Here is a 24,442-nt window from a genome sequence, read left to right on the forward strand (position 1 = left end):
TATTTATTATTATTAATAAATAAAACAAAAAAGAAGAAATTCACCCTCATTGGCAAGACCTTACTTCTCACCCTCTGGCACTTAAAACAGAAACTCTTTGAAATTGACACTGTCATATACTGCACCGGTTTACGTAAGTGATTTTGCCCTTCTTTGCGCAAAACAGGCTTAAAACAAAACCTAGAGCTACACCTTCTCCCGTTTACATCAAACCAGGGCACAGGCTGAGAACGACCGCTTGCAAAGAAGTCTTAAATAGCTAAAAGGCCTCCGTCAATACTTTGACGGAGGCCTTTTAGTGGGCAATCTATTTTAAGCTTAATTAAACCCAATTCCTATACCGGCGGTAGCAGTGGGGTATTTGGCAAGGGTATATTCTCCATAAAGTGAGAAGACTAGCAGTTTCAGGCGAAGTCCACCGGTAAGCCCCCACTGGCTGTCTTTCATGTTCAGCAGCACAGGATCAGTGATATCTTCTACGTATTTATTAAATGGTACAGTAGTGCGGTAGGCTAATACAGGGTATTTGCCTTCCACGTTCAGATCGGTCTCTACATTGCTGTAACGAACTCCGGCGTACCCGGTAAGTACGCTGAAAGTTTTAGAGGCAACCAAACTGGCGGTCCAGGCTTTGGTGTTCAGGGTAAGGGCTTGGCCGGCATAGTAACCAGCTTCGCGCTGCTGGGCGGTAGCATAAGGTCGGTCTTCTTCCGACAAAGGCACATCTATCCCCGAGTAAGAGCTCTTTAAATTGGTATATCCCCCGAAAACAGTGATGTCAAACCCAGGGATCATGCTGATAACCGGAATGTACTGCTTAATACCGTGCTTCACCCCAAACCCAAGAAGTTGTCCTTCAAAGTCATCATACTTTACTTTAGGCGAGTATCTCACGGCTATTTCCGTGTCTTGGATCAGGCCCAGGCTTACCTGCGCCATGGGTACGGGTAAGAATTTATAGCCAGATCCCTGCGGCGCATTGATAGAGCCAATTCTTTGGTCTATGCCATTTGATTTGGCATACAGTGAAATCTCAGGACCTTCCTGATCTTCACCGAAGATGGTGGGGGTGATCACTGGTTTGCTGGGATCAAATTTGTTTCCATTGGCATCCCGCACCATGGTCAGCCCCAGTTTAGACAAGTCAAATGTCCTGTCTTCTTCTGGGGAGAAGGCGGCAGTGGCGAACACACGCACATCAAAGCGGCCCAGTTTCATGGCTTTGCCCGAATTGAACCAACCACCGTTCAGGCCGTGGCCAAATGCTTTTGAGGCAGGCTCGGCGTAAGCCCGCACCAGTTTGTTTGCGTCTTCCTTGCCCGCTCTAATAAACTCACCTACTTCATCCTGGGCCTGGGCCGGACTAGCGGCCAGAAACAAGCCCACGACGGGCATGGCCCAAAAAGAGATCTTCAGTAGATTATTTCTCATTTCACTCTATTTTTTTGTTGGTGTCTGTTGCTGTTGGTACTATCCTTTTCTGTTTGCGAACTTCATTAATAAACAGCAACTTTCAAATAGGACAATCTTATAATACTTAGTTTTAAGTAAACGTTTTTAAACAGGTTTTCAGAAAGCTGCCCTAAATCGCATTTACTTGAAAGTGTCAAAAGCGAACTTAAGGATGATACCAGACACCACCACCAGGAAAAGCTTTCGCACAAAGCCAGAGCCCTTGACCAGCGCAATACGCGTACCCACTACCGAGCCGATCACACTACTAACGGCCATAGGGATGCCTATATGATACAGGATGTAGCCTTTGTACCCAAAATACAACAGCGCTGAAAGGTTGGTAGCCACGTTAACCACTTTGGCCGAAGCCGAGGACGTGAGGAAGTTGAAGCCAAAAACGCCCACGAAGATGAACATGAGAAAAGAGCCAGTTCCGGGCCCGAAGAACCCGTCATAGAACCCTATCACTAACCCCACGCCTATGCCGTACCAGATCTCTTTAGAAGGAGCCAATCGGGGTGCATGGATCGCGCCGAAGTCCTTTTTAAAGAATGTGTAGATGGCCACCGATATAAGGAGCACCAAAATCAAGGGACGCAGCAGATCGGCGTTGAAGTGGCTGAGGGCACGGGCACCCAGAAACGAGAAAACAAAGGCGGTAATGGCGGCGGGCAGCAGGGCGTGCCAGTTGATCTCCACGTTCTTGGCATAACGCCACATAGAAACCGATGTACCCGCAATACTGGACAACTTGCCGGTGCCAAATACCGTGGGGATAGGCACGTGGGGCAGAAATACAAACAGCGCCGGCAACTGGATAAGCCCTCCACCACCCACTACAGAATCAATCAAGCCTGCCAGAAAAGCAAACAGGCACAGGTAAACAATATCCAACGTTGAAGAATTAAGCCAGCCTTTTGGCAAATGAGACCGCAAATATTCTGAAAATGTGCGGCTTAATCAAAAACAGAATACCGGCCCAACATTATTTTGGTCTATTTACAGGAAAACAAGCTAAAAACGCCCACCTACCACAGCCGTCTCTTTTAAAACTTCCTTCTGCCCCTGCAGGTTGAACAACTCCACCAGTACCACATAATACCCGATGGCCGCTTTGGAACCAGCATCGGTGAGGCCGTCCCACTGCAGCACGCTCTCCGCCCCTAATAAAGTATTGGCCGAGAGTTTCCGGATGTAGCGGCCGTGGGCATCAAAAATGGTCACCGAGGCTACAAACCCGGCCTGCGGCAACTTGAACTGCAGCAACAGGGCATCGTCTATCCCATCACCGTCCGGGGTGATGGTTTTGGGCTGCAGGGTCAGCTTCCCGTTTTGAGCATTGTTTTCCCGAAACTGGGAGTTTTCATACCCCGGCGTGGCTTTCACTTGGGTAGCCGCCGAGTAAAAGCTCTCCGCCGTGGAGGGTCCGGCCAGGGAGATACGTTCAAGGGAAATTCCCTCGGTGTCATGGATAAGCTTGAAATGCTGCTCCTTTTGATACACAACCTCATCCATGATGGTCTCATCTGGTAAGAGCAAGACCACGGTGCCCGCCTCATCTGGGTACGAGGGCAGGGTGGCCATCTCCATAAATCGGTCTGCATGCCCAGATGGGTACTCCCGTTGCAGAATGGCAGAATCAGAGGTCAACACCAGGTACTCACCGGGCGCTAACAGGAAATTCACCGGAGTGATCACGCGGGCGCTCGCCACCTCTCCATCAGAAGACCTGTTGGCCAATTTCCAGTTCTTTAGGTTCAGGTACTTGGTAGACCGGTTCACGATCTCCACAAAGTCAACACCGCCGGGCCTAGGGTTGAACAGGATCTCATTGATGACTACATCGCCTTTCTTTGGCGCGGCTGGAAGAAGCACGGTTTGCGCCTGAGAATCCGCTCTGTTCCCGGCGCAATCGGTTAACCTCTGCACCGTGACGGTATAGCGCATGTTTTCCTGCAACGGGGTGGAAAGCATCAATTCCACCTGAGTAAATTCCGGTGACAAAACCCGGGCTCGCTGCACAGCAACACCGGATGAGACGGAATAATGAGCTACTCGGCTAGCTTCCGCGCTGTCTAGCGGCTCATCGAAAGAGAGCAAAATTTTATCTGGGCTATTGGCTACAATTTGCTTCAAAGCCGGAGGTTTGTTATCTACCTCCTTTACCGAGTTCACTTGACCGGGGGTGCCACCTCTCCCATCCTTAGAGGCTATCCACTGCGAAGCCCCAGTGCAGCGGGTGTTCACATCCTTCAGCTCCAGGCTCCAGCCACCGTTTTTCTTATCTGCGTCTCCGTACCAACTGGTATTGTACCGCACGAAATCTACCAACTGACCGCTGGCATTAAAAATCTCCACGTCATCACCGCTGTCATTGAGCGACGGAAACGTGGTTAGACCTACTACTGGACCATATGGGCGGAAAAGCGCCGTATCTGCGGCGGCACATACAATGAGGTAAGCGCCCGGTTTCAGCAGATAATCCGGGAAGGTGCCCGATGTGGTAGTGGCATCCGAATATTGCCAACCACGCAGATTGAAGGTTTTGTCACTGCGATTGTAGAGCTCAATGAACTCGGCGGCTGGCAGATCTTGCAAGGGATTCAGGTCAGCGTAAATTTCGGTGACCCGAACATCACCCGGGTGAGCTATTGGAGAATAAGAGAATGTTCCGGTGAGGTGCTGCGTGAGGGTGCCATTAGAGCTCGTGATTTGCAGTACCTCAATCTGATTGCTGCCGGTCTCAAAATCCTGGTTGAACTGCAGTTCCACTAGCTGGGGCGTGGATGCTTGCCAATCTGCTTTGGCGGGCATCTCCTTTCCGTTGAGCCGGTAGTTCGCCACGTTTCTGGCATCATTTTCCAAAACTGGCCCGGAAAAGGTCAGCTCAACCGTCCTAGATCCGGTGGCCACTGTGCTCACCAGGCTGATTCTGCCCAGGTCTTTGACCGTGAAGTCATCGAAATAGAAGCGTTGGGCATTGGCCTGTGAATATTTGAAAAGCACCCCGGCGTAGGCTGAGGCCGTGTACCGCGCATCCTGCACATTGCCCTGAACCTCGTAGCTTTGCCGGGTGCCGGTCCTATCCAGTTCCAGGGTCCAGTCATAGGTGGCGGTGCGGGTGACCTTTACCCAGAGTTTATTATCTGTGCCCGCTATGGTTTTATCGGGGCCGTTGATGATTTTGGTGACGGTGCTGCCGTCTTTGCGGTAGAGGCTTACCTCATCCTCGGTATTTCCCAAGCGCACAAAGTACCCCTGCAGATTGCCTTTAAGATCAGGCGCATCAGAGACCAGGTACACTTCCGCCAGGTTACCCGAGGAGGTAGCGAAACCCAGTTGCACGTAGAACTCCCACTGCGTGGCCACGGCCAGACCGTTACCGGTAACCAAATGCAGCACGGCGCCTGTTACCGCCGGGCCCTGGCTTTGCAGTTGCCCAGCGGAGTTCACCCGGAAAAAACCTGCATCGCCCTGCCAAACTGGGTTCTGGGTGTGGTCTCCATCTGAAAAAGATTCCTGAATTTGCGCGTGCGGGGCAGTTAAAAAGGCCCAGTATAAAAGAAAAGCAAGAAAGAATTGCCTCATAATAAGCCTGTACTTTATAATCCGTGAAAAGTTGGCTTACTTTGCAATTGGCCTGTGCGCTTTCTGCCTGATTCTCAGAAAACAAGCTTAAAACACCCAGACCATTGTTTCCGGAGAAAGCTACCCCACCCGTTCTTCTCCGGTGATTGTTCAAATATTTTTTACAAACCTTTACATGAAAGTAGCTGTAGTAGGCGCCACCGGCCTAGTGGGTGGCGAAATGCTGAAGGTCCTGGCGGAGCGTAACTTCCCGGTTGACGAATTGTTGTTGGTAGCCTCTGAGAAATCAGTGGGCCAGAAGATGAATTTCAAAGGCAAGGAATATACCGTGATCGGGATGGAGGAAGCCATTGCGCAGAAACCCCAGATCGCCATTTTCTCGGCGGGCGGAAGCGTAAGCAAGGAGATGGCCCCTAAGTTTGCCGCGGCCGGCACCACGGTGGTTGACAACTCCTCGGCCTGGCGCATGGACCCCACCAAGAAACTGGTGGTGCCTGAGATCAACGCGAAAGAGCTTACCCCCGAAGATAAGATTATCGCTAATCCTAACTGCTCTACCATTCAGATGGTGGTGGCGTTAAATAACCTGCACAAAAACCTCAAGGCCAAACGCATTGTGGTAAGCACTTACCAGTCGGTGACCGGAACCGGCAAGAAAGCCGTTGACCAGCTCATGAACGAGCGCGGCGGCAAAGAGGGTGAGAAAGCCTACGCCTACCCTATTGACCTGAACGTGATCCCGCACATTGACGTGTTTGAGGCTAACGGTTACACCAAGGAAGAAATGAAAATGGTGAACGAGACCAAGAAAATCATGGGCGATGACTCCATCAGGGTAACGGCTACCACTGTGCGCATCCCCGTGATGGGCGGTCATTCGGAATCGGTGAACGTGGAGTTTGAGAACGATTTCACTTTGGATGAGGTGTACCAACTCTTGCAGGAGACGCCGGGCGTAGTGGTGGTGGATGACGTAGCGAACCTTAAGTACCCCATGCCGATGGATGCCCACGGCAAAGACGAGGTACTGGTAGGCCGCATCCGCCGCGATGAGACCCAGGATAAAACCATCAACATGTGGATTGTGGCCGACAACCTGAGAAAAGGGGCTGCCACCAACGCCGTTCAGATTGCCGAGTACCTGGTAGAAAACAAGCTGGTGTAATCGTAGCATTTAAATATAAAAAGAAAAGGCCACCTACAGAGGTGGCCTTTTCTTTTTATATATCAGGTAGGTGAAGTAAATTTTATTTTCCGTTCGTCCAGATCGGTTGGAGATCTTTCACTTCTTTGGAGAAATCGGGGCAGGTCTCATCTCCGCCGTAGCACAAGAGGTTGCCGTCACAATCATACACCGAACTGATGGAATTGACATTGGGCTCGCAACTTGCCAGCACAAAAACGGTCCGGTTTTTCCAGGTGCCGGTCTGCACCACCTGGCAGTACTCAGATGCCTGCAGTTCCTGCACCTTCACCCGCAGCCATTCAATCTCCTGGGTAGGATTAGCGACCACACAGGTCTGGTAAACCTGCTCATCCTCGCAGGAGGTAAGCGCAAGAATGCATAGCAAACAGAAAGCGTACAGAGTTTTCATAGAAGGGGGCTTTATAGAGATGATACCTAAAACAAGCTGGAGGTTGCATCACTGTTCATTTTCTTTGGATATCGGCCGGAATGGTCCGGGCCCTTGACTTTCCAAAAGCAGAGAACCTGTGTTCTGGGCCTGATTTTTAAAAAACAGGCCCAGAACACAGGTTCTCTTATTTCAACTGATGCTGCGTTCTACTGGTACTGGATGTACATAGGCTTTGGCGTGAGGGCCAGCACTTCTTTAGGCGTGTACAGCTTGGAGCCCTTCTTCTTTGTATCGTTGTAGTAGAAAATCTTGAACCCGGTATACTGCACCGGCTCTTTCTTGATGTAAGCCAGGTAGGTACTCTTCTTCAGGACGCGGTCTCCCCAGCCATCCATGTGCATCACAAACTGCACGTTGGGCCGCAACTTGATGTTCTTGTAATTGGTCACCATGCGCTGGGTGAAGCGGTGCACCACCAGGATCTTTGGCGGCAAGTTATACTTCACGGCAATATCGTTTAGGAACTGGGTAGCATAGTTGATTTCACTTGCATCTAAAGTACCTATTTTACGGCCCGGGATGGCGCCGTTCTTCATCGCGAACTCTGGGTCAATGCCTAAATGCACCTGGGGCAATTTCAGCCATTGTTCCAGGCGCGGTAATTCAGCTTCCACGGTGCTGCGTCCAATCTGAATGTCAAGGAACACAATGGCGTTTCTTCTGGCAGCCCAGGCAATCACGGTATCGGCCAGGTGATCGCTCATGCGCATACGGTAGGTACCGCTTTTTCCGGGAGCACCCTGGGCGGTCACAAACACCAGGTGAAGCGCCGGCTGTACCGGAATACTGGGATCTGCCGCTTGCCAAGCTTTTACTTCGCCGTCAAGTCTAGCCAGCATTTGGTCCCGAGGAATTTCGCCCAAGATTCCCATCCGTTTTGAGAGCGGATTTCCGTAATAAGCCACAATCCGTTTGTGGGGCAGAATGGCACCGGGGTTATCCGCGGCCTCGTCTTTCACTACAAAGGCAGGGGCTGCTGCCGGAGCCGCCGAAGAATCACCGGCTGCGGTTGAGTCTTTCAGGGCCGTAGCCGTGGCTTTCACTTTTTTGGTAGAATCTGGGGCAGCAACTGCGTCTTGATGGGGAGCGGCCTGGGCTCCGTTCGCTTCTTTCTGCCCTCCCCCATTACAAGCGGTAAGCAAACCTATACCAAAGGCACACAGCAGTTGCAGGCCGTTGCCTCTCTTTATCAGATTGAAATTCATGTGAGACTAAGTGGATAAATCAAATTTGCGGTTTCCGCCTTTATGGTGTTGAAGATAGCCTTTTTCAACTGCTTCTCCTCAGAAAAAAGCGCAAAGACTTCAGTTTTGCTCGTAAAAAATTGAATTCTAATGCCTTACAAGCAATCGCCAAACATCTTTTCTATTCTTGAAAACTGCTTCTCTGCCAAAAGGTTGTCTCTGGGTTAGGCATGTAGGGCAGGAACCAGTAGGCTCAGGATTTATATTCTTTTACCTGACTCCTTATTTTGCGTATACTGTACCTTTACCGGAAATAAAACGCTCCACCCATGGAAAGAATCAACCGGGTCTTGTTAATTGACGACGACGATATCACCAACTATATGAACAAACGCGTTCTCAATAAAGCCGAGATCGCGCAGCAGATTGATGTGGTTACCGATGGCCAGGCGGCTCTGAATTACCTGAGCAGCCCCGAGCACCTGGAGGCAGAAGTCCCCCTGGACCTGATCCTGGTGGATATAAAAATGTCGGTGATGGACGGGTTTGACTTCCTGGAACGGTACCAGCACCTGGCCCCGGAACGGAAAGCGAAAAAGCTGTTTGCCTTGTCTTCCTCGGCCAGCTTCTATGACCTGCACCGCCTCAAGGAGTTCCCCGATGTGGACGGCCACCTATCCAAACCCCTTACCCAAGCCGATGCCCTCCACCTGATCAAAGAGCATTTCGGGCCCAATGGCTCCAGCACTGACACTTTTGCCAGTAGCTAACCACCAGCATAGCGGCTGAAACCGCTTGCCTGATTCATCTAAAAAGAAGAACTTCCGTTTCTGCCCTGCTTCCTATGAAACAGGGCAAGAACGGAAGTTCTTTTTTAAGACAGGTCCAGACCTATTCTCTTCCCCGGCGCTCAGGTGCTTTCAAAGTAAATTCCTGCGAGGTCTTGTTTCCGTTGGCTTCAATCTCCACCACGTACTTACCTGGGCGCAGGTACAGCTGCTCATTGGCAGACTTGGTCACTTTCACCGGATCACCGCCTTTGCGGCCCTCGTTCAAAGCTTGTTCGTACGCCCCGGTGTTCAAGGGATCAAGGGTCAAGTCATAAGCCACGTAGTTCAGGCCGCGTTCGCTCTGGTCTTTCAGTTCCTTCAGCACCTGTCCTTTGTCAGTCTTCACGCGCACGGTAGTTGTACCAGCGACATTCACGAAGTAAGGGATGGTTAATGATGGGGTCAAAGGCTCATTCCAGGCCCCGAACTTCTGTCCCCAACGCTCTGAGTACTGCGGTGCAACAATCTGGAACGCATGCACGCCTTTCTGCTGCACGGCCGGCGTGAGTTGCTGCAGATGCCACACGTTACCGATGTAGATAGAGCGGCCATGCGTGCCCACCACCAGGTCATTCTCCCGCGGGTGGATAGCTAAGTCATGCACCGCCACCGCCGGCAGCACATCGCCGCCCATCGCCTGGAAGGTCTGGCCTTTGTCCAGAGACACGTACAAGCCGTTGTCTGAGCCCACGTACAACAGATTTGGATTGCGCGGGTCTTCCTTCACCACGTTTAGCGGCTCTTTTGGCAAATCCTTGCCTATTTGCTTCCAGCTCTTTCCGTAATCCTGAGACACGTACAGGTAAGGATTGAAGTCATCCCAACGATAGCCGTTCAAAGTAGCGTAAACGGTTCCTTCGTTTTCCGCCGAGGCGGCCAGTCCGCTGATCCACATGTCCTGTGGCAGTTTATCAGAGATCTTCGCCCAGGTGTACCCGCCATCGCGGCTGATATGGATAAGGCCATCATCGGAGCCGGTGTACAGCAACCCGAAACGCTTAGGTGATTCCTCAATGGTGGTGAGCGTACCGTAGCCCACATCTCCTTTGCGGCCACCTTTGGTCAAATCACCGGAAAGCGCTTCCATGTTCTCGCCTTTGTTCAGGGAGCGGTGGAATTTGTTGGACCCGAAGTACAGCACATCCTGGTTGTGGCGCGACAGCAAAATGGGGCTTTCCCAGTTGAACCGCAGCGGGCGCTCACCCAATTGGTGCTTGGGTTGAATGGACAAACGCTGCCCGGTGGCTTTGTTCAGGCGGTAATAGGCGCCGTACTGCGAGCCGGTGTACACGGTGTTGTTATCGCGGTAATCTACCTGCACCATCATGCCGTCGCCGCCGCCTAAGCGCTGGTACGGGTAGCGGCCGTTGTCGGTCCAGGCGGAGCTGGCCTGGTAAGTGCTGGGACCGCCCCACACGCCATTGTCCTGCAAGCCGCCGTACACGTTGTAAGGCTGCGCCATGTCAACAGTCACGGAGTAGAACTGCCCAACGGCCGGTGAGTTCGCTTTGAACCAGGTTTTACCATCGTCATAGGTAATGTTGATGCCGCCGTCATTGCCGTTCACCAGGTGACCGGGACGCGTTGGGCTCACCCACAAATCCTGGTGGTCTGAGTGCACGTTGTCGCCGCCGATCTCTTTCCAGGTTTTGCCCGCATCCTCTGATTTCAGCAACGGCACGCCCAGAATGTACACGTGGTTCGCGTTCAACGGCGACACCCGGATTACCCCGAAATAATAGCCGTAGGTGTAGTACAGGTCATCAATGTAGCCTTCGTGGGTTTTCTTCCAGGTCTTACCGGCATCGTCTGAGCGGTACACCTGCGCTCCCGTCACGGGCGTTTCAATCATCATGCTGTTGGCATCCACCAGGAAATCTGACAGCGCCACCGGTCTGATTTTATCAGAGCTCACCATTTCCTTAACCGTTCTGGCCGTGTACTGGCGCGGGAAGTTGTTTTCCTCCAGGAAAGTGTTAATGGCGGCATCGTCCATCTTCAGGAAATCTTCTTTAGAGAAATCCTTGAATTGCTCTTTGCGCAGCTTGTTGCCAGTGGCCACGGCGGGCTTCACGTCTTTGCGCAGGTCCTGGTTGTCTACGCTGGCGTAAATGATGTTGGGGTTCTGCGGGAAAATGCTCAAGCCAATCCGCCCGATGCCTTCGGTGGCCGGGAAGCCGCTGTTGCCGCCCGTGATGCGCTGCCAGGTATTGCCGCCATCGGTGCTTTTGAACACGCCTGAGGTGCTGCCGCTTTCCACGAAATTCCAGGCGCGGCGCTCGCGGTGCCACATGCTGGTGTACAATACATTGGGGTTAGACGGGTCAATGACCAAATCCACGGCTCCGGTGTTGTCATCGCCGCCTTTCAAGACGTGCTTCCAGGTGTTGCCACCATCAGTGGTTTTGTAGACGCCGCGCTCAGGGTTAGGCGAGTAGAGGTGACCCAAAGCCGCTACCCAAGCCGTATTGGGGTCTGTTGGGTGCTGGATGATACGCCCAATGTGATGACTCTCCGGCAAGCCTTTGTACTGCCAGGTTTTGCCGCCGTCGGTGCTTTTGTAGATACCCACGCCCGAGTAAGAAGAGCGGCTGGAGTTGGCCTCGCCGGTTCCCAGGTAAATGGTATTAGTTTTCCAGTCAACGCTGATGTCCCCGATGGTAATGACGGTTTCGTTGCTGAACAGCGGCTCAAACGAGATGCCGTTGTTGGTGGTGTGCCACAATCCGCCGGAGGCGTAGGCCACGTAAAAGTTGGTAGGGTCTGCCGGGTTTACGTCTACGTCTACCACGCGCCCACTCATCACGGTTGGCCCCACGTTGCGGAACGGCAGGTTGCTTACCAGAGAGGTTTTCTGCAGTTGCAGCCGCTGCTGATACCCTTCCATGCGGGATTTGGCGGAAGTAGCCGCGGGTTGTTTGTCTTTGTTTTTCTGGGCCACTGCCGGAAGGCTCAAAAGCCCCATCAGCATGAGTGGGTACAAGGGTTTGCGTAGCATAAAGGGCAAAAAAGTAGATTTGTTCGCGTTAGGTGTAGTTTTAAAATCTGAAAATAGAGGAAAAACCGCAGTTAACGAAACCGCCGCCGGTATTTGTCTCTCCCCTGCCCTGATTTCTCCTGGCCTCAAAAAAGAAACGCCGTTTAGCGGCTGTTTTTCAGAAAATAACCCCTAAACGGCGTCCAGGAAAGGTACTTTGAAAGGTCTTAGAACGAATTGGCCGCCCGGTATTTCTGGGCATCGGCGGGGTACAGGGTCTCGGCGAATTTAAGCAGGGCTTGGCGCGTGAGGGCAGTATTCTCAAACATGCCCATGTGCCCCACGTGCCCCAGAAAATAAGTCATGCTGTTCTCGGGCAGGTGGCACTGCTGCAAAGTGGCTTCCAGCGGAACCGCCGGATCTTCCTTGCCGGCCATGAAAAACACGGGCGCGGCGGTGGTCTTCAACAACTCGGTTCTATCAGGCCGGTCGCGCATGGCCTGCAGGCAGCCCAGCACCGTTTCCAGCGGCGTGGCTTTCCCGATGGCCTGCATCTTCTCAATGGCAGGTTGGCAGGACACCCGATTGCTTTCGGCAAACAGTGGGGCCACAAAAGAATCCATGAACTTGTCAAGGCCGTGTTTCTGCACGAAATCGGCGGTTTTGTTCCGGTTCTCTTTTTTCTCCTCAGAATCTGGCAAGGCGCTGGAATGGAACAGACATAATCCGTAGAGCAACTCAGGAAATAACTCCGCGATGGCTAGGCTTACGTAACCGCCCATGGAGTGACCAATCAAGAGGCATTTCTCTACCTGCAACGCCTGCAATGTTTCCTGCACCTGCCGGGCCTGGTTCTCCATGGAGAAATCCTGCGTGCCAGGGCTTTCGCCGTGGCCGGGCAAATCCAGGGCAATCACCCTGAACTGGTGCACGAGCGGTTTGGTGAAATCGGTCCAGACGTCTTTGCTTTCGCAGAAGCCGTGCAGGAAAACAAGGGCGGGGCCGGTGCCGGCCTCAGTATAAGTAAGGGTGGTATTGGTCATGGTGCAAGCGTGATTTTGGCCTGTTTTACGGAAAGGATGGCAAAAGAAGTATCCTTTTAGTGAATACAGCCCATATACATCTCTGTTTTTACCACAAAAGCTCCTCCCGCAGCGCTTTTCAGCACCTGCAGGGCAGAATCTGCACTGGATTTCTTCTCATAGATTCCGGAAACCAAGGCAATGGTTTTCTTTCCGGCCTTCTTCTGGTACAAATCCAGGTACTCCAGGCTTAGGTGTACGTCAGGACCTCGTCTTGGAAAGTAATCCCCGGCAAACACCTCATCTTCGTCATCCTCGGGTAGAACAATCATCTTTTTCCTGGTGTCATAATACCGTCCCATGGTGTCAATGGCTAGTGGCAAGGCTTGGGACAGGGCCATCATCTTTTCCCGAAGCGGGTAATAAGACTTTCCGGTATCTGCAATGGTGACGTAGTAAGTGGCATACTCTTCATAGTCACCGTTATCTCCTTCTATAAATTTACTTTCCGGCTCCGGCTCTCTGTTATTGTCTCCAACAGCAGAAGTAGTTACCACCGGTGCACTTCCCTCAGAAACCGAGGCTTCTGCGGTGTTCTCTTGAACCACCATCGGGGCGTCTTGCACAGCTTTAGATCCGCAAGAAAACAAGCAAAGACAAAAAGAGAGAAAGACCAGATTTTTCATAGACAGGCAGTTCTGCAGGGAAGATAGCAAATGTATAGAAATAAAAAGCCCACTTTGGTTTTCTCCAAAGGGGCGTATCAGTTGAAGGGGCATTCAATGAAATGAATCTACTTCAGTGCTTTGCAAGAACTTTCAATGTGCAGCCAGGGCCTTGGTCTTTTTCTTAATGTTGTTCACCGACATAAGCACCGTAATGGCGACAATAAAGGGCGCTTTCTTATAAAACTGGAAGTGGGTCACCAACTCTGAAAAGCCCATCTCTTCTCCGGCCAGCAGCTTTTTAGCAGGCACGTACAAGTCAATGACCAGGTAAATAGCCAAAGTCAACAAAAAAGACAACAGGCAGATTTTGAGTTTCTCTTTTAAGGGCAAGGTAGGTTCAGACATAGCAGACAGGTTCTTTGGCTTAAAGGTAAGGATTTGCTTCTTAGTGGTTTTGGCTCATTGGCTGCACCCCAAGATTCATTGTTACTTTATCGTTCCCCTTTGAAGGCCCGGGATGATAAGGCGTTGGGAGAACCGCCCAACTTCTGCTAAGCGCAAGGGCAACCACAAGGGATTGCCCCTACCAAATCGGAAATGTGTGAGATCAACACGAGAAATCATCCCCCTACCCCCTTCGAAGGGGGACGAAATAACTGTTGAAAATTGAAACTTGAACCTACCTGCCGTTTTGAGGCTGTTTTCCTTAAAATCAACCGAAAATAAAAAGACCTCACAGGTTTTGAAAACCTGTGAGGTCTGGTCTTATAATTTCAAGGTTTTTACACCCGTACGGTCACGTCCATCAGTTCGCGTACGGCGCGCTCTATTCCGTCTGGGTCGAAGCCGCAAAGGCGGTGGAGTTCCATTTGGGAGCCGTGCTCCACGATCATGTCCGGGATGCCGAGGCGTTTTACCTGGGCGTTATAGCCGTGGTCGGCCATGAACTCCAGTACGGCGCTCCCGAAACCGCCCTGCAGGCAGCCGTCTTCCACGGTCAGTACTTTGTCGTATTTCTGGAAGATGTGGTGCAGCATTTTCTCGTCCAGCGGCTTGGCGAAACGCATGTCATAGTGCCCTGGGCGCAGACCGTCCATTCTCAGGTTCTTGCAGACATCCACGGCGTAGTTACCAATGTGCCCGATGGTAAGGATAGCCACTTCCTCGCCTTCCTGGATCACGCGGCCTTTGCCCACTTCAATCAGTTCCAGCGGAGTGCGCCACTCAGGCATCACACCTTCGCCGCGCGGGTAGCGGATGGTGAAGGGCCCCATACCGTCTTGACTGGCGGTGTACATGAGGTTACGCAGTTCCTGCTCGTTCATAGGCGAAGACACCACCATGTTGGGTATGCAGCGCATGTAGGCAATGTCATAGGAACCGTGGTGCGTCTGGCCATCGGCTCCGGCGAAACCGGCGCGGTCCAGGCAGAAAACCACATGCAGGTTCTGTAAACACACATCATGCACCACCTGGTCATAGCCGCGCTGCATGAAGCTGGAGTAGATATTGCAGAACGGCACCAAGCCTTGGGTAGCCAAACCGGCGGAGAACGTCACCGCGTGTTGCTCAGCGATCCCCACGTCCAGGGCGCGGTCTGGCATGGCGGCCATCATGATGTTCATGGAAGAACCGCTCGGCATAGCCGGGGTCACACCCATGATTTTTTCGTTCTTTTCAGCCATCTCCAGTAGCGTGTGCCCGAAGACATCCTGATATTTGGGCGGCTGCGGCGTAGTATGGTGTACTTTGTAGATCTCGCCGGTGACTTTGTCAAACAGACCGGGCGCGTGCCACTTGGTTTGTTCTTTCTCGGCTAAGGCAAAGCCCTTTCCTTTCACCGTCACGCAGTGCAGGATTTTAGGGCCCGGTATTTTCTTGAGGTCTTTCAACACCAAGGCCAGATGATTTACATCGTGGCCGTCAATAGGTCCGAAATAGCGGAAGTTCAGGCTTTCAAACAGGTTGCTCTGTTTCAGGAGCGTGGCTTTGATGCCGCTTTCCACTTTGGCCAGAATCTGCTGGGCGTTAGGCCCAAACTTGCTGATCTTGCCCAGGATGTTCCAGATCTCGTCGCGCACTTTGTTGTAGGTGCGAGAGGTGGTGATATCCGTTAAGTATTCTTTGAGCGCGCCCACGTTGGGGTCAATGCTCATGCAGTTATCGTTGAGCACCACCAGCAGATCGGCGTCTGAGGCGCCGCCGTGGTTCAGGGCCTCAAAGGCCATGCCCGCGGTCATGGAACCGTCGCCGATGACGGCGATGTGGTGGCGGTCATATTCCTTTTTGTACTGCGAGGCCACGGCCATGCCTAGCGCCGCCGAAATAGACGTGCTGGAGTGCCCTACCCCGAAGGCATCGTACTCGCTCTCTTTCCTTTTGGGAAAACCCGAGATGCCGTTGAGTTTGCGGTTGGTGTGGAAGTTGTCGCGGCGGCCGGTGAGGATTTTGTGGCCGTAAGCCTGGTGCCCCACGTCCCAAACCAGTTGGTCATACGGCGTGTTGAACACATAATGCAGGGCTACCGTCATCTCCACCACGCCCAGACTAGCCCCGAAGTGCCCTCCGTAGATAGACACGTTGTCAATGATGAATTGGCGCAATTCCTGGCAGACCTGTTGCAGTTGGTCTTCAGAAAGTTGGCGCAAATCTGCGGGCGAGTTTATTTTGGCCAGCAGTTCTCCGGGTTCAATTATCATAGGGGTGCACTTGGGTGGATATTGATGCAACAGCGTAAGACTCTGAAAGTTTTCACATATACGTAGCCGCACCCAGTAAAAGGCAAAATTAAGAATTATTTCTCAGAGGTCCTTTCCTGCGCAGACCAAGGCTACCGCATTTTTGACCTTATTCCTGAAAAGTAGCCTAAAAACAGCGTATCTCCAATTTCTGGGCCGGTACTTCCTGTTTAGGGCTTACGCCCGAAAAACAGTCTGTTAAACGCTGTTTGGGCCCGCAAATTACCTGCCAAATCTTTGTTTAAGGCCTTATTTTCAGAAAACGTCTCAAAAACAGGTTCTTCTGGTTTAAACGTTGGCACATGGCAATACTTATACGTAATTTTGCAAGTACACCATTGCCGTAACGCCACACGTGAGTTTCGAAATAAAGCTGTCGCTCTTTGAGGGTCCGTTTGACCTGTTGCTCTTCTTCATTGAGCGCGATGAGTTGGACATCCATGACATTCCTATCTTCAAGATCACCAATGATTTTGTGGGCTACATCCGGCAGCTGGAAACCATGAACATGGAGGTGGCCAGCGAGTTTATTCTCACGGCCGCCACGCTCATGCGCATCAAGGCCAAGATGCTGCTGCCCCGCTTTGAGAAAGATGAGCAGGGCAACGAGATTGACCCGCGTCAGGAATTGGTGCAGCACCTGCTGGAGTACAAACGGTTCAAAGAGGTATTAGGCGACCTGAGCCTGTTGGAAGACGTGCGCCTGCAACAGGAGGAACGCGGCAACACCGATGAGGAACTGAGCAAGATAGCGGCCAAGCACCAGCTGGAGTACGAGCTCAAGGACCTGAACCTGTACAGCCTCATGCATGCGTTCCACAAAGCCATGCGGCGCTACGAGGACGAGCAGAACCGGCCCAAGCACACGGTGGTCACCTACCCCTACACCATTGAACAGCAGCGCAACTACATCAAGCACCGGGTAAACGCCCAGGGCGTGGTGCAGTTTGCTGACTTAGTAGAAGCTTTCCCCGACAAGATCGGGCTGATTTTCAACTTCCTGGCCATCCTTGATTTGCTCCAGCTCAACGAAATTGGCTTGGAGATTGCGGAAGGGTTCAATAATTTCCGTATAGTGCCTTATTCTGAACACCAGCACCTGACCCTCACTGACCATGGATCTGAATCGTAAGAAACTGCTCTCGTACTTCACGCCGCAACGCATTCTCATTCCAGTGGTCATTGGCCTGGGTGTGATAGGATACATGTTCTACCGGGACAGCGCCCAGATGGACTTCTCGCCGCTCTACAACGCCAAGCCGTTCTGGATCTTCATGACCTTTGCGGTGCTGGTGGTGCGTGACTTCGGGTACATTTACCGCATCAGGTACGTGACGGAGAAATTCCTGAGCTGGCGCAAAAGCGTGGACGTGATTATGCTTTGGGAGTTCGCGTCCTGCGTGATGCCCTCGGTGGTGGGCGGGTCTACGGTGGCGGCCTTCATGCTGAACAAAGAAGGCCTGAGTTTGGGCAAGTCCCTGGCGTACGTAATGGTGACGGCCATGATGGATAACTTGTATTTCATCATCGCCGTGCCCCTCGTTTTCCTGATTACCGCCGGCAATATCTTCCCCGAGGTCTCGGCGATGGAGTTTTCGGTGACGCAGAGCCTAGAGATCGCTTTTGCGGTCAGTTACATCCTCATTGCTTTCTACGCCTTCTTGATGGCGTACGGCCTCCTTATCAACCCCACGGCGGTGAAACGCCTCTTCTTGCGGGCTACTTCTTTCAAGCTGACGCGCCGCTGGAGACCTGCCGCCTATAAGAACGGAAACGAACTGGTGTGGGCTTCGCAGCAACTCAAAGGCAGCACCTTCGGATACTGGGCCAACGCCGCCCTGAGCACCGCCTTCGTCTGGACCGCCCGCTATTTTGTGATCAACTGCCTTATTGCCGCCTTCACTGATATCAGTTTCCATGACCACGTGCTCATTTTCTCGCGCAACATGGTTTACAAGATTGTGCTGCTGGTGGCCGTGACGCCGGGTGGCGCCGGTATTGCCGAGGTGGCTTTTCCCACGTTCTTCGGGCAGTTCCTGGGCCGCTTCACTACGGTGATCATTTTGCTGTATCGCGTAGTGACCTACTACCTGTACCTGATCCTGGGCTCTTTCTTCCTGCCCCGCTGGGTTCTCCGTGTTTTCGGTGAACATCCGGAGGACGAAGAAGATAACGAACTGCGTTTAAGGCCTGTTTCTGAGGAACCAGACGTAAAACGAAAATATAGAGGATAGACCTCAATAAAAGGAAAGGGCCGGCTTGTTAACAAGCCGGCCCTTTCCTTTCTTCACAAATGACTTACGTGTAACATACTGACCAAACGTCGGCCGAGACTGACGTTTAGGTTTTGCTGTAGGTAGTTATTTTTTCCTCACGAACTCAATTACCCCGTTCATTCCGGTGAGACCGTATTTTTTATATGCAGGCTTACCTCTTAAGATGCCGATAGAATAGTCGTCGCTTTTTATCTCGCTTAATCTTTTTCTCAACCTCCTGTTTATTTTATAGTCCTTCCTAACCAATCCGTATCCGTCTACTGCCGCCGCACGTTGCTTGAATACCTCTCCCTCTATTGCGTAGATGGTGTATCTATCCTCAACCAGGATTTTATCAATATAGGTATAATCAGAAACCAAGTCGTAAAGCCTATCCTGAGTATTGGTGATGAAGCGCGAGTCAAGAAAGCGCTGTATCAGTGAATCATCTTCTATTGGCTCTGTAGCTGAAAAGTATATTGTATCGTTCTTTTTTGTGTAGGTTAAATGGAAGTCACTTTTTTGCCTGACCATTGCATCTGCATGGTTACGTGCTGGAATTGTAAGTCGGCAATTTTTATTATCAAGGAAGATTAAGTAGTGAATCTGATCACCTTCTTCAGATACTGTTCTATACCACGCGCCAAGCTTTTGCGCTGTCCCGCAAGTAAAGGTGAGAGCGAAAAGAAGTGTCAACAATAGGCGCATTTTTAATATCGTTAATTACCTATAACGGTTGGTATAAATGACTGCGAAGGCCGTCGGCCGAGACGGCGTTTATACAATGTTGGCGGTAGGTTTTCTTTTTAGTTTCTGCTTAGTTTGAGTATTTCAATCTTTGATGAAATAGCAATAAATTGAATAATGGTTTCTTCTTTTCCGTTGGTTACCTGAAGTTGGAATCCGTCCTGGTAACCTTGGTTGTTAGTTAGAATCCATGTCCAAACTAACTTCTTACCCAGCAAGTCTGCCAAAGTCGATGATTCCCTTAAAGCATTTATCGATATTTCGTTTTCACTTTCTGACTTCTTTATTGAGTCTGTACTGACAGTTAGCTCGTCAAGGTCGGGGTTTACAGTTAAGATTAGACTTTCTGTAGCTGTTTTTATAATTACTTGCTCAATCCAGTCAAATCCGTTTTTTTGCTTGTCCCATACTTTTATTGAAATTGATTCAATTGATTCTCCGACTACATTTTCAAGACTCAAAGACATTTTTAGTTATTTAACTTAACGCCAACTCCTAGATTTACTTCTTATCCATAATTTTAAAGGGGACGGTGTACTTCACCTGCACAGGTTTGCCATTTTGCATGCCAGGTTTCCAGAGTGGCATTTGTTTTGCCGCATGGAGCACCATCACATCTACGTCGGGCCTCACAGACTGGACAATTTGAAGGTTGTCTACAGAACCATCGGCTTTTACTGTAAACGAGAACACTACCGTCCCAGCTACGCCTGCCTTCTTAGCCAATGACGGCATTTCAAACTTGTGGTCCATGAACTTCATCAAGGCCGACAAACCTCCAGGAAACTCGGGCATTGACTCTGCAGGTTGGCCCTTGGACTCTTCACCGTGGCCCGCTGTCTTCTCATAGTTCTTCACCCCCGCCTCAATCCTTACCGGCAGCTTATTCTCCTTAGGTGGAATGGGACATGAGTAGCCATCGCCGTAGGCGCAGTACGGGTTGTAGGCTTTGTTGAAGTCCAGCCAAACGCTGTCTGTGCCTATGGGGATGGTGAAGTCAAGGTAGCGGCCGGTGGCATAGGTCTCCTGGCCGGTGGTGGCATCGGTGAAGGGGATGAACAGGTAAGTCATGTACTTGGGCTGCTTCTTGAGCTCCTGGTTCTGGTACACGCTCAGTTTGAGAGGCTGGCCCTGTAGTTTGAAATGCAACTCGCCGTACTTCACGTACTCTGGGGTGCGGGTGCCGGTGGTGGGCATGATGAAGACTGTTCCCTGCGTGTTTCTGACAAACTTCGCCTTTACGCGGTAGGTCTCGTTCACCGGGAAATACTCCAGGCCTTTGAAAGCGGCCTTTGCCTCGGCTTTCAGAGGCGAGTGCTCATCAAACTTGAACACGCTGTCTTCGTGGGCGCGGTGCCGGGCTATTTCTGTTCTGTAATCGGAGACCGGGACTTGTTGTGCTATGCTAAGCAGGGGAAGTAAGAGAAAAGCCAGCAAAGAGGTGGCAAATATTTTTGGCAACATATAAAACACTTTCTTTTTGATAGGGCTAATCGGCTTACCCGTTTCCGAACATAATTTTGTAAGGAACGGTCATGGTATAAGGCACTGGTTTTCCGTTACTAACGGCAGGTTTCCACCTGGGCATCATTTTAAGGACCCTTAGCGCTTCTGCATCAAGCCCCTTAGACAGTGATTTCACCACTTTGAAATCAGACAGGGTTCCATCCACACCCACCACAAATGAAACCAGCACGGTCCCAGATACTCTGCTTCTTGCATCAACAGGGGATATTCTAAAGTTATTACCCAAAAACCGCATAAAAGCCTCCTGGCCCCCCGGAAACTCGGGCTCTTTTTCAACCTTCGCGTTTGCCGCTAAGTTGAGCGAATCTAAGGGTAACAGATGCTCTTTCCTTAAGATGTACTGCAGGGCCCGTTCTTTACTCCCAAATACCGCCGGATCAAAACGCAGCTGCTCCATATCGTCTAGGGATATCAGGAAAGGCCAGAGTTCGTCTTCCTGATGCAGTTTGGTTTCCACCGCTCTACCGCTTTGCAGGTCATACAACTTCCTTTTCTTGACGACTCCGTTCTCATATTCTTTCACCAGTACTTTCTTCCCGTCGGGCTTCAGGAACTGCCATTGGCCGGTTTTTACCCCGTCCTTCCACTGCCCTTCCAACAGCAAGTCAAAGAAGGTTAACCCCACCCTGATTCTGCTGGTGGTTTCCCAGTTACCCGTACCGTCTTTGACCATTTGTTGCCCCAGGAAGTTGTAGGACTCCAGAACCTTGTAGTCCTGGTTTGGCAGAAACTCCACGGTCTGTAGCGGCTTGCCGTCTGGGTAATAGAATCGCCATTGCCCCACAGGCTGGTTTTCCTTGAAAAAGCCTTCCCTGTCTAACTTCTTGTTTGGGTGCAGAAGCTGGAATATCCCTTCTTTCCCGGCCTCACCGTAGGTAAACTGCTGAAATGCCTGCCCGTTGGCAAAATAGTCAGTGACTTTCCCTTTGAACTTGAAGGAGACAGTGTCTAAAGACGCTACCCGTATGAAAGCGGACTTCTGCTTGGTAGTGACAATTTTGTTAAGGTCATAGTAGATGGTCACCGGTACCACCTGCGCACCGGCATGCTGGAGCAGGAAAACCAACAGAAACAAAGAAAGGAGAATACGAAATCGCATGGCGGGGAAGCAGGATAGGTAACGGATAAATGATTTGATCTGATTTTTGATATACTTTTTGTAAAAGAGGCTTTAAACTACTGCCTAAAATAAAGCAAATCTCTTGAACCGTGTTCAAGCGGAGAAATGAAACGCAGTAAATCCATTTTAAGGCCGATTTTATGAAAGTAGGCTGAAAACGGAATTGTTCTTTTTTTTGGAAAAGATAAGGCTGTTCCTTCAGAAAAGAGGAGGTGTTACGGAGAAAATTTTTTCACCTAAACATTTCAGAAAAGTGGTGGTTACAAGAATAGATTTCCGCGGAAGTCTCCTGTTTTATCAAGTGTATTGACGAAATACAGATTTTTACGTATCAATTACTGCCCATCGTACTTTTTCGCCTCTCAGAAAAAGCGCCCGTTCAGCTCCTTTGGTATTTGCAAACTCCAACATAAGAATGGAACAATGGCAACAAATTCAGCCCAACGCATAGGCTTTTATTATGGCACCATGTCCGCCGTTGCGATGATCGTCTATTACTTGTTTATTAACTTCGTTGGCTTACAAAACAGCGAACTCATTCGTTTTGCCAGCAATATCTTCATCCTGATAGCCGTCATCATGGCTATTAACACCTTCAGGAGAAACTATGACGCCCTGCACAGACATCCGCCTTACCTCTCTGGGTTGTCTATTGGGTTTCTGGTAGGCCTGGTAGGCGCCGCGCTCTACGCAGCCTTTATTCTTTTCCATGCGATCTTCCTCAATCCTGGGTATGCCGGCGTACTCCATAACCAGGACTATTTTGGTTTCCGGTTGCCGCTGTTGATGGTGCTGGGCTCCGTGGTAATCCTGGGTACTGCCGTGGGCGCCATGACAAGCTACATCCTTATGATGGCTTTTGACCATTCTGGCGGCCAACCTGAAAAAGCAGAATACTAGTTCTTGGGGTATAAGGTAAGCCCTAAGAGTACAACTGGGGATTACAGCTTGTTTTCACCAAAACGGGGCAAAAACAGAAGCCCACAAAAAAACGCCTGGCTTGCGGCCAGGCGTTTTCATTATCTTTTCTCTAAAAGAGCTTAGAAACGCTCGTCAGCTGTGAAGAAGAAGTCGCCTTCAATCTGGGCGTTCTCATCAGAGTCAGAACCGTGTACGGCGTTGGCCTCAACAGACTTGGCGTAGATCTTCCGGATGGTTCCTTCCTCAGCCTGGGCTGGGTTGGTGGCGCCAATAAGGGTACGGAAATCAAGCACGGCGTTGTCTTTCTCCAGAATCATGGCCACGATTGGTCCAGAGCTCATGTATTTCACCAGGTCGCCGTAGAAAGGACGCTCCTTGTGCACCTCGTAGAACTGACCGGCACGCTCCTCGGTAAGGCGGGTCTTTTTCAGGGCCACTACTCTAAAGCCAGCCTCTTCCATCATTTTGGTGATACCGCCGATGTGGTTATCCTTCACGGCATCTGGTTTAATCATGGTGAACGTTACGTTTCCAGCCATTTTTCTTCTTTCGTTATCGGTTTAAATAGAATTTGCCCGGCAAAATTAATACTCTTTGGGCCAAAACCCATTCTGTACGGCAAAAATACTGGGGCGTTGGCCCGTTGATTGATTTTATTTGGTTTGTACTTTAATTCTTTAGAATTTTGCAGCTTGTATCCGCTATTTTTTCACAGCGGACTGTGAGTATACAATGCAGCAAATCAACGCGCTAAAGGAGCTTTTAGAGTCTCCTAAGAAGATCATGATCACCACGCACCATAAACCGGATGCGGATGCTTTGGGGTCTTCACTGGGATTGGCCGGCTACCTTAAGAAAAAAGGGCACCAGGTACAGGTGATCACCCCGTCTGATTACCCCTCTTTCCTGAACTGGATGAGCGGCAACGAAGACGTTTTGGTGTACAGCCCTAAAACCGATGCCCAGGCCCAGGCCATCATCAAAGACGCTGAAGCCATCTTCTGTCTGGATTTCAGTGCCCTCAGCCGCATCAACGAGCTAGGCGCCTACATTCAGCAGGCCACGGGCACCAAGGTGCTCATTGACCACCACCTCCAGCCCGAAGACTTCGCTGACATCATGTTCTCTGACACCAACGCCGCCGCCACCGCGGAGATCGTGTACGAGGTGATCAGGGAACTGGGCGATGAGTCTCTGGTGGATGTGGCCATTGGCGAGTGCCTCTACGCCGGCATCATGACCGACACGGGCTCTTTCCGGCACTCCAGCACCACCCGCAACGTGCACATGATCATTGCAGACCTGCTCCACAACGGCATTGACATCTGCAAGGTGCACCGCAACATCTATGACAGCTACTCAGAGACCCGGCTGCGGTTCCTGGGCTATGTGCTCAAAGACAAGCTCACGGTGGTACGGGAATACAACACCGCCTTCATTGCGGTGACCGCCGAGGAACTGAAGGCCTACAACTCCCAGACCGGCGACACCGAAGGACTGGTGAACTTTGCCCTCTCTATTGAAGGCGTACGCTTTGCCGCCCTGTTCATTGAACGCCAGGAAGCCGTGAAAATCTCCTTCCGCTCCGTGGGCGATATCTCGGTGAATGAGTTTGCGCGGGCGCACTTCAACGGCGGCGGACACAAGAACGCCGCAGGCGGGATCTCCCCTCTCCCCCTGAACGAAACCGTGGAAAAATTTGTGAGTCTATTACCGCAGTACGCGGAACAACTGGTAAACTAAACCCTTAAAAGACGCTTAATTAAACTAAAA

General features: G+C 51.1%; 22 protein-coding genes. 7 read left to right on the forward strand and 15 right to left on the reverse strand.

Translation table 11 applies throughout. The features are described 5' to 3' along the window. Nucleotides 1-318: 318 nt before the first annotated feature. From J3P34_RS04815 to J3P34_RS04825, 3 genes are all read right to left on the reverse strand, one after another. Nucleotides 319-1,431: a DUF6588 family protein gene (locus J3P34_RS04815; RefSeq protein ID WP_210486678.1), complete on the reverse strand. Its 1,113-nt coding sequence runs from the start codon at nucleotides 1,429-1,431 to the stop codon at nucleotides 319-321. Between the two features lie 162 nt (nucleotides 1,432-1,593). Further along, on the reverse strand, nucleotides 1,594-2,391 hold the full coding sequence (locus tag J3P34_RS04820) for a sulfite exporter TauE/SafE family protein (RefSeq protein ID WP_345890334.1): 798 nt from the start codon (nucleotides 2,389-2,391) through the stop codon (nucleotides 1,594-1,596). A gap of 78 nt (nucleotides 2,392-2,469) precedes the next feature. Next, nucleotides 2,470-5,043, reverse strand: a complete 2,574-nt coding sequence (locus tag J3P34_RS04825; protein WP_210486680.1) for a lamin tail domain-containing protein — start codon at nucleotides 5,041-5,043, stop codon at nucleotides 2,470-2,472. Between the two features lie 175 nt (nucleotides 5,044-5,218). On the opposite strand from J3P34_RS04825, the gene J3P34_RS04830 reads away from it, so the two are divergent. After that, a complete protein-coding gene (locus J3P34_RS04830) occupies nucleotides 5,219-6,208 on the forward strand; it encodes an aspartate-semialdehyde dehydrogenase (RefSeq protein WP_210486681.1) in 990 nt (329 codons plus the stop codon). Nucleotides 6,209-6,290: 82 nt separating this feature from the next. On the opposite strand, the gene J3P34_RS04835 is transcribed toward J3P34_RS04830, so the two are convergent. Beyond that, nucleotides 6,291-6,638, reverse strand: a complete 348-nt coding sequence (locus tag J3P34_RS04835; protein ID WP_210486682.1) for a DUF6970 domain-containing protein — start codon at nucleotides 6,636-6,638, stop codon at nucleotides 6,291-6,293. A 188-nt stretch (nucleotides 6,639-6,826) separates the two neighbouring features. Further along, on the reverse strand, nucleotides 6,827-7,885 hold the full coding sequence (locus J3P34_RS04840) for a hypothetical protein (RefSeq protein WP_246850394.1): 1,059 nt from the start codon (nucleotides 7,883-7,885) through the stop codon (nucleotides 6,827-6,829). A 308-nt stretch (nucleotides 7,886-8,193) separates the two neighbouring features. Between J3P34_RS04840 and J3P34_RS04845 the strand changes: the two genes are divergently transcribed. Continuing rightward, the gene (locus J3P34_RS04845; RefSeq protein ID WP_210466646.1) at nucleotides 8,194-8,634 is read left to right on the forward strand and encodes a response regulator; all 441 of its coding nucleotides are present in this window, start codon (nucleotides 8,194-8,196) and stop codon (nucleotides 8,632-8,634) included. A 121-nt stretch (nucleotides 8,635-8,755) separates the two neighbouring features. On the opposite strand, the gene J3P34_RS04850 is transcribed toward J3P34_RS04845, so the two are convergent. After that, nucleotides 8,756-11,677 (reverse strand): VPS10 domain-containing protein, encoded by a 2,922-nt coding sequence (locus tag J3P34_RS04850; RefSeq protein WP_246853534.1) that lies wholly within the window; start codon nucleotides 11,675-11,677, stop codon nucleotides 8,756-8,758. Between J3P34_RS04850 and J3P34_RS04855 the strand changes: the two genes are divergently transcribed. Next, nucleotides 11,664-11,867: a hypothetical protein gene (locus J3P34_RS04855; protein ID WP_210486684.1), complete on the forward strand. Its 204-nt coding sequence runs from the start codon at nucleotides 11,664-11,666 to the stop codon at nucleotides 11,865-11,867. The two genes, J3P34_RS04850 and J3P34_RS04855, sit on opposite strands and share 14 nt — an antisense overlap. Nucleotides 11,868-11,898: 31 nt before the next feature. Here the strand turns inward: J3P34_RS04855 and J3P34_RS04860 are convergent, their stop codons facing one another. The 4 genes from J3P34_RS04860 to dxs all read right to left on the reverse strand — a co-directional run bounded on the left by J3P34_RS04860 (nucleotide 11,899) and on the right by dxs (nucleotide 16,060). Next, nucleotides 11,899-12,714 (reverse strand): alpha/beta fold hydrolase, encoded by an 816-nt coding sequence (locus tag J3P34_RS04860; protein ID WP_210486687.1) that lies wholly within the window; start codon nucleotides 12,712-12,714, stop codon nucleotides 11,899-11,901. A 56-nt stretch (nucleotides 12,715-12,770) separates the two neighbouring features. Continuing rightward, nucleotides 12,771-13,319, reverse strand: a complete 549-nt coding sequence (locus J3P34_RS04865; protein ID WP_210486689.1) for a hypothetical protein — start codon at nucleotides 13,317-13,319, stop codon at nucleotides 12,771-12,773. Between the two features lie 192 nt (nucleotides 13,320-13,511). Then, complete coding sequence (locus tag J3P34_RS04870; RefSeq protein WP_210486691.1) at nucleotides 13,512-13,766, reverse strand: hypothetical protein; 255 nt, start codon at nucleotides 13,764-13,766, stop codon at nucleotides 13,512-13,514. Nucleotides 13,767-14,143: 377 nt separating this feature from the next. Next, the gene (dxs, locus tag J3P34_RS04875) at nucleotides 14,144-16,060 is read right to left on the reverse strand and encodes a 1-deoxy-D-xylulose-5-phosphate synthase (protein WP_210486693.1); all 1,917 of its coding nucleotides are present in this window, start codon (nucleotides 16,058-16,060) and stop codon (nucleotides 14,144-14,146) included. Nucleotides 16,061-16,454: 394 nt separating this feature from the next. Here dxs and J3P34_RS04880 point away from each other — a divergent pair, with 394 nt between their 5' ends. Together J3P34_RS04880 and J3P34_RS04885 are read left to right on the forward strand one after the other, a co-directional pair. Continuing rightward, nucleotides 16,455-17,231: a segregation and condensation protein A gene (locus J3P34_RS04880; RefSeq protein ID WP_210486695.1), complete on the forward strand. Its 777-nt coding sequence runs from the start codon at nucleotides 16,455-16,457 to the stop codon at nucleotides 17,229-17,231. Next, complete coding sequence (locus tag J3P34_RS04885; RefSeq protein ID WP_210486697.1) at nucleotides 17,215-18,333, forward strand: lysylphosphatidylglycerol synthase transmembrane domain-containing protein; 1,119 nt, start codon at nucleotides 17,215-17,217, stop codon at nucleotides 18,331-18,333. Before J3P34_RS04880 ends, J3P34_RS04885 begins: the two co-directional genes overlap by 17 nt. Nucleotides 18,334-18,459: 126 nt before the next feature. On the opposite strand, the gene J3P34_RS04890 is transcribed toward J3P34_RS04885, so the two are convergent. The 4 genes from J3P34_RS04890 to J3P34_RS04905 form a co-directional block, all read right to left on the reverse strand. Next, a complete protein-coding gene (locus J3P34_RS04890; RefSeq protein ID WP_210486699.1) occupies nucleotides 18,460-19,053 on the reverse strand; it encodes a hypothetical protein in 594 nt (197 codons plus the stop codon). A 107-nt stretch (nucleotides 19,054-19,160) separates the two neighbouring features. Further along, nucleotides 19,161-19,568: a DUF6334 family protein gene (locus J3P34_RS04895; protein WP_210486701.1), complete on the reverse strand. Its 408-nt coding sequence runs from the start codon at nucleotides 19,566-19,568 to the stop codon at nucleotides 19,161-19,163. Nucleotides 19,569-19,602: 34 nt separating this feature from the next. Continuing rightward, nucleotides 19,603-20,565 carry a TonB family protein gene (locus tag J3P34_RS04900; protein WP_210486703.1) on the reverse strand — a complete coding sequence of 321 codons (963 nt, stop codon included), beginning with the start codon at nucleotides 20,563-20,565 and terminating at the stop codon, nucleotides 19,603-19,605. Nucleotides 20,566-20,599: 34 nt separating this feature from the next. Next, the gene (locus J3P34_RS04905; RefSeq protein ID WP_210486705.1) at nucleotides 20,600-21,727 is read right to left on the reverse strand and encodes an energy transducer TonB; all 1,128 of its coding nucleotides are present in this window, start codon (nucleotides 21,725-21,727) and stop codon (nucleotides 20,600-20,602) included. Nucleotides 21,728-22,171: 444 nt separating this feature from the next. Here J3P34_RS04905 and J3P34_RS04910 point away from each other — a divergent pair, with 444 nt between their 5' ends. Further along, complete coding sequence (locus J3P34_RS04910) at nucleotides 22,172-22,648, forward strand: cell division FtsX domain-containing protein (RefSeq protein ID WP_210486707.1); 477 nt, start codon at nucleotides 22,172-22,174, stop codon at nucleotides 22,646-22,648. A gap of 140 nt (nucleotides 22,649-22,788) precedes the next feature. On the opposite strand, the gene J3P34_RS04915 is transcribed toward J3P34_RS04910, so the two are convergent. Then, entirely contained in the window at nucleotides 22,789-23,208 is a 420-nt protein-coding gene (locus J3P34_RS04915) for a nucleoside-diphosphate kinase (RefSeq protein WP_210466657.1), read from the reverse strand. A gap of 193 nt (nucleotides 23,209-23,401) precedes the next feature. On the opposite strand from J3P34_RS04915, the gene J3P34_RS04920 reads away from it, so the two are divergent. Then, nucleotides 23,402-24,412: a DHH family phosphoesterase gene (locus J3P34_RS04920; protein ID WP_210486709.1), complete on the forward strand. Its 1,011-nt coding sequence runs from the start codon at nucleotides 23,402-23,404 to the stop codon at nucleotides 24,410-24,412. Nucleotides 24,413-24,442 lie beyond the last annotated feature (30 nt).

Origin of the sequence: Rufibacter aurantiacus, from assembly GCF_017916345.1 — a bacterium.
Classification (GTDB): domain Bacteria; phylum Bacteroidota; class Bacteroidia; order Cytophagales; family Hymenobacteraceae; genus Nibribacter; species Nibribacter roseolus.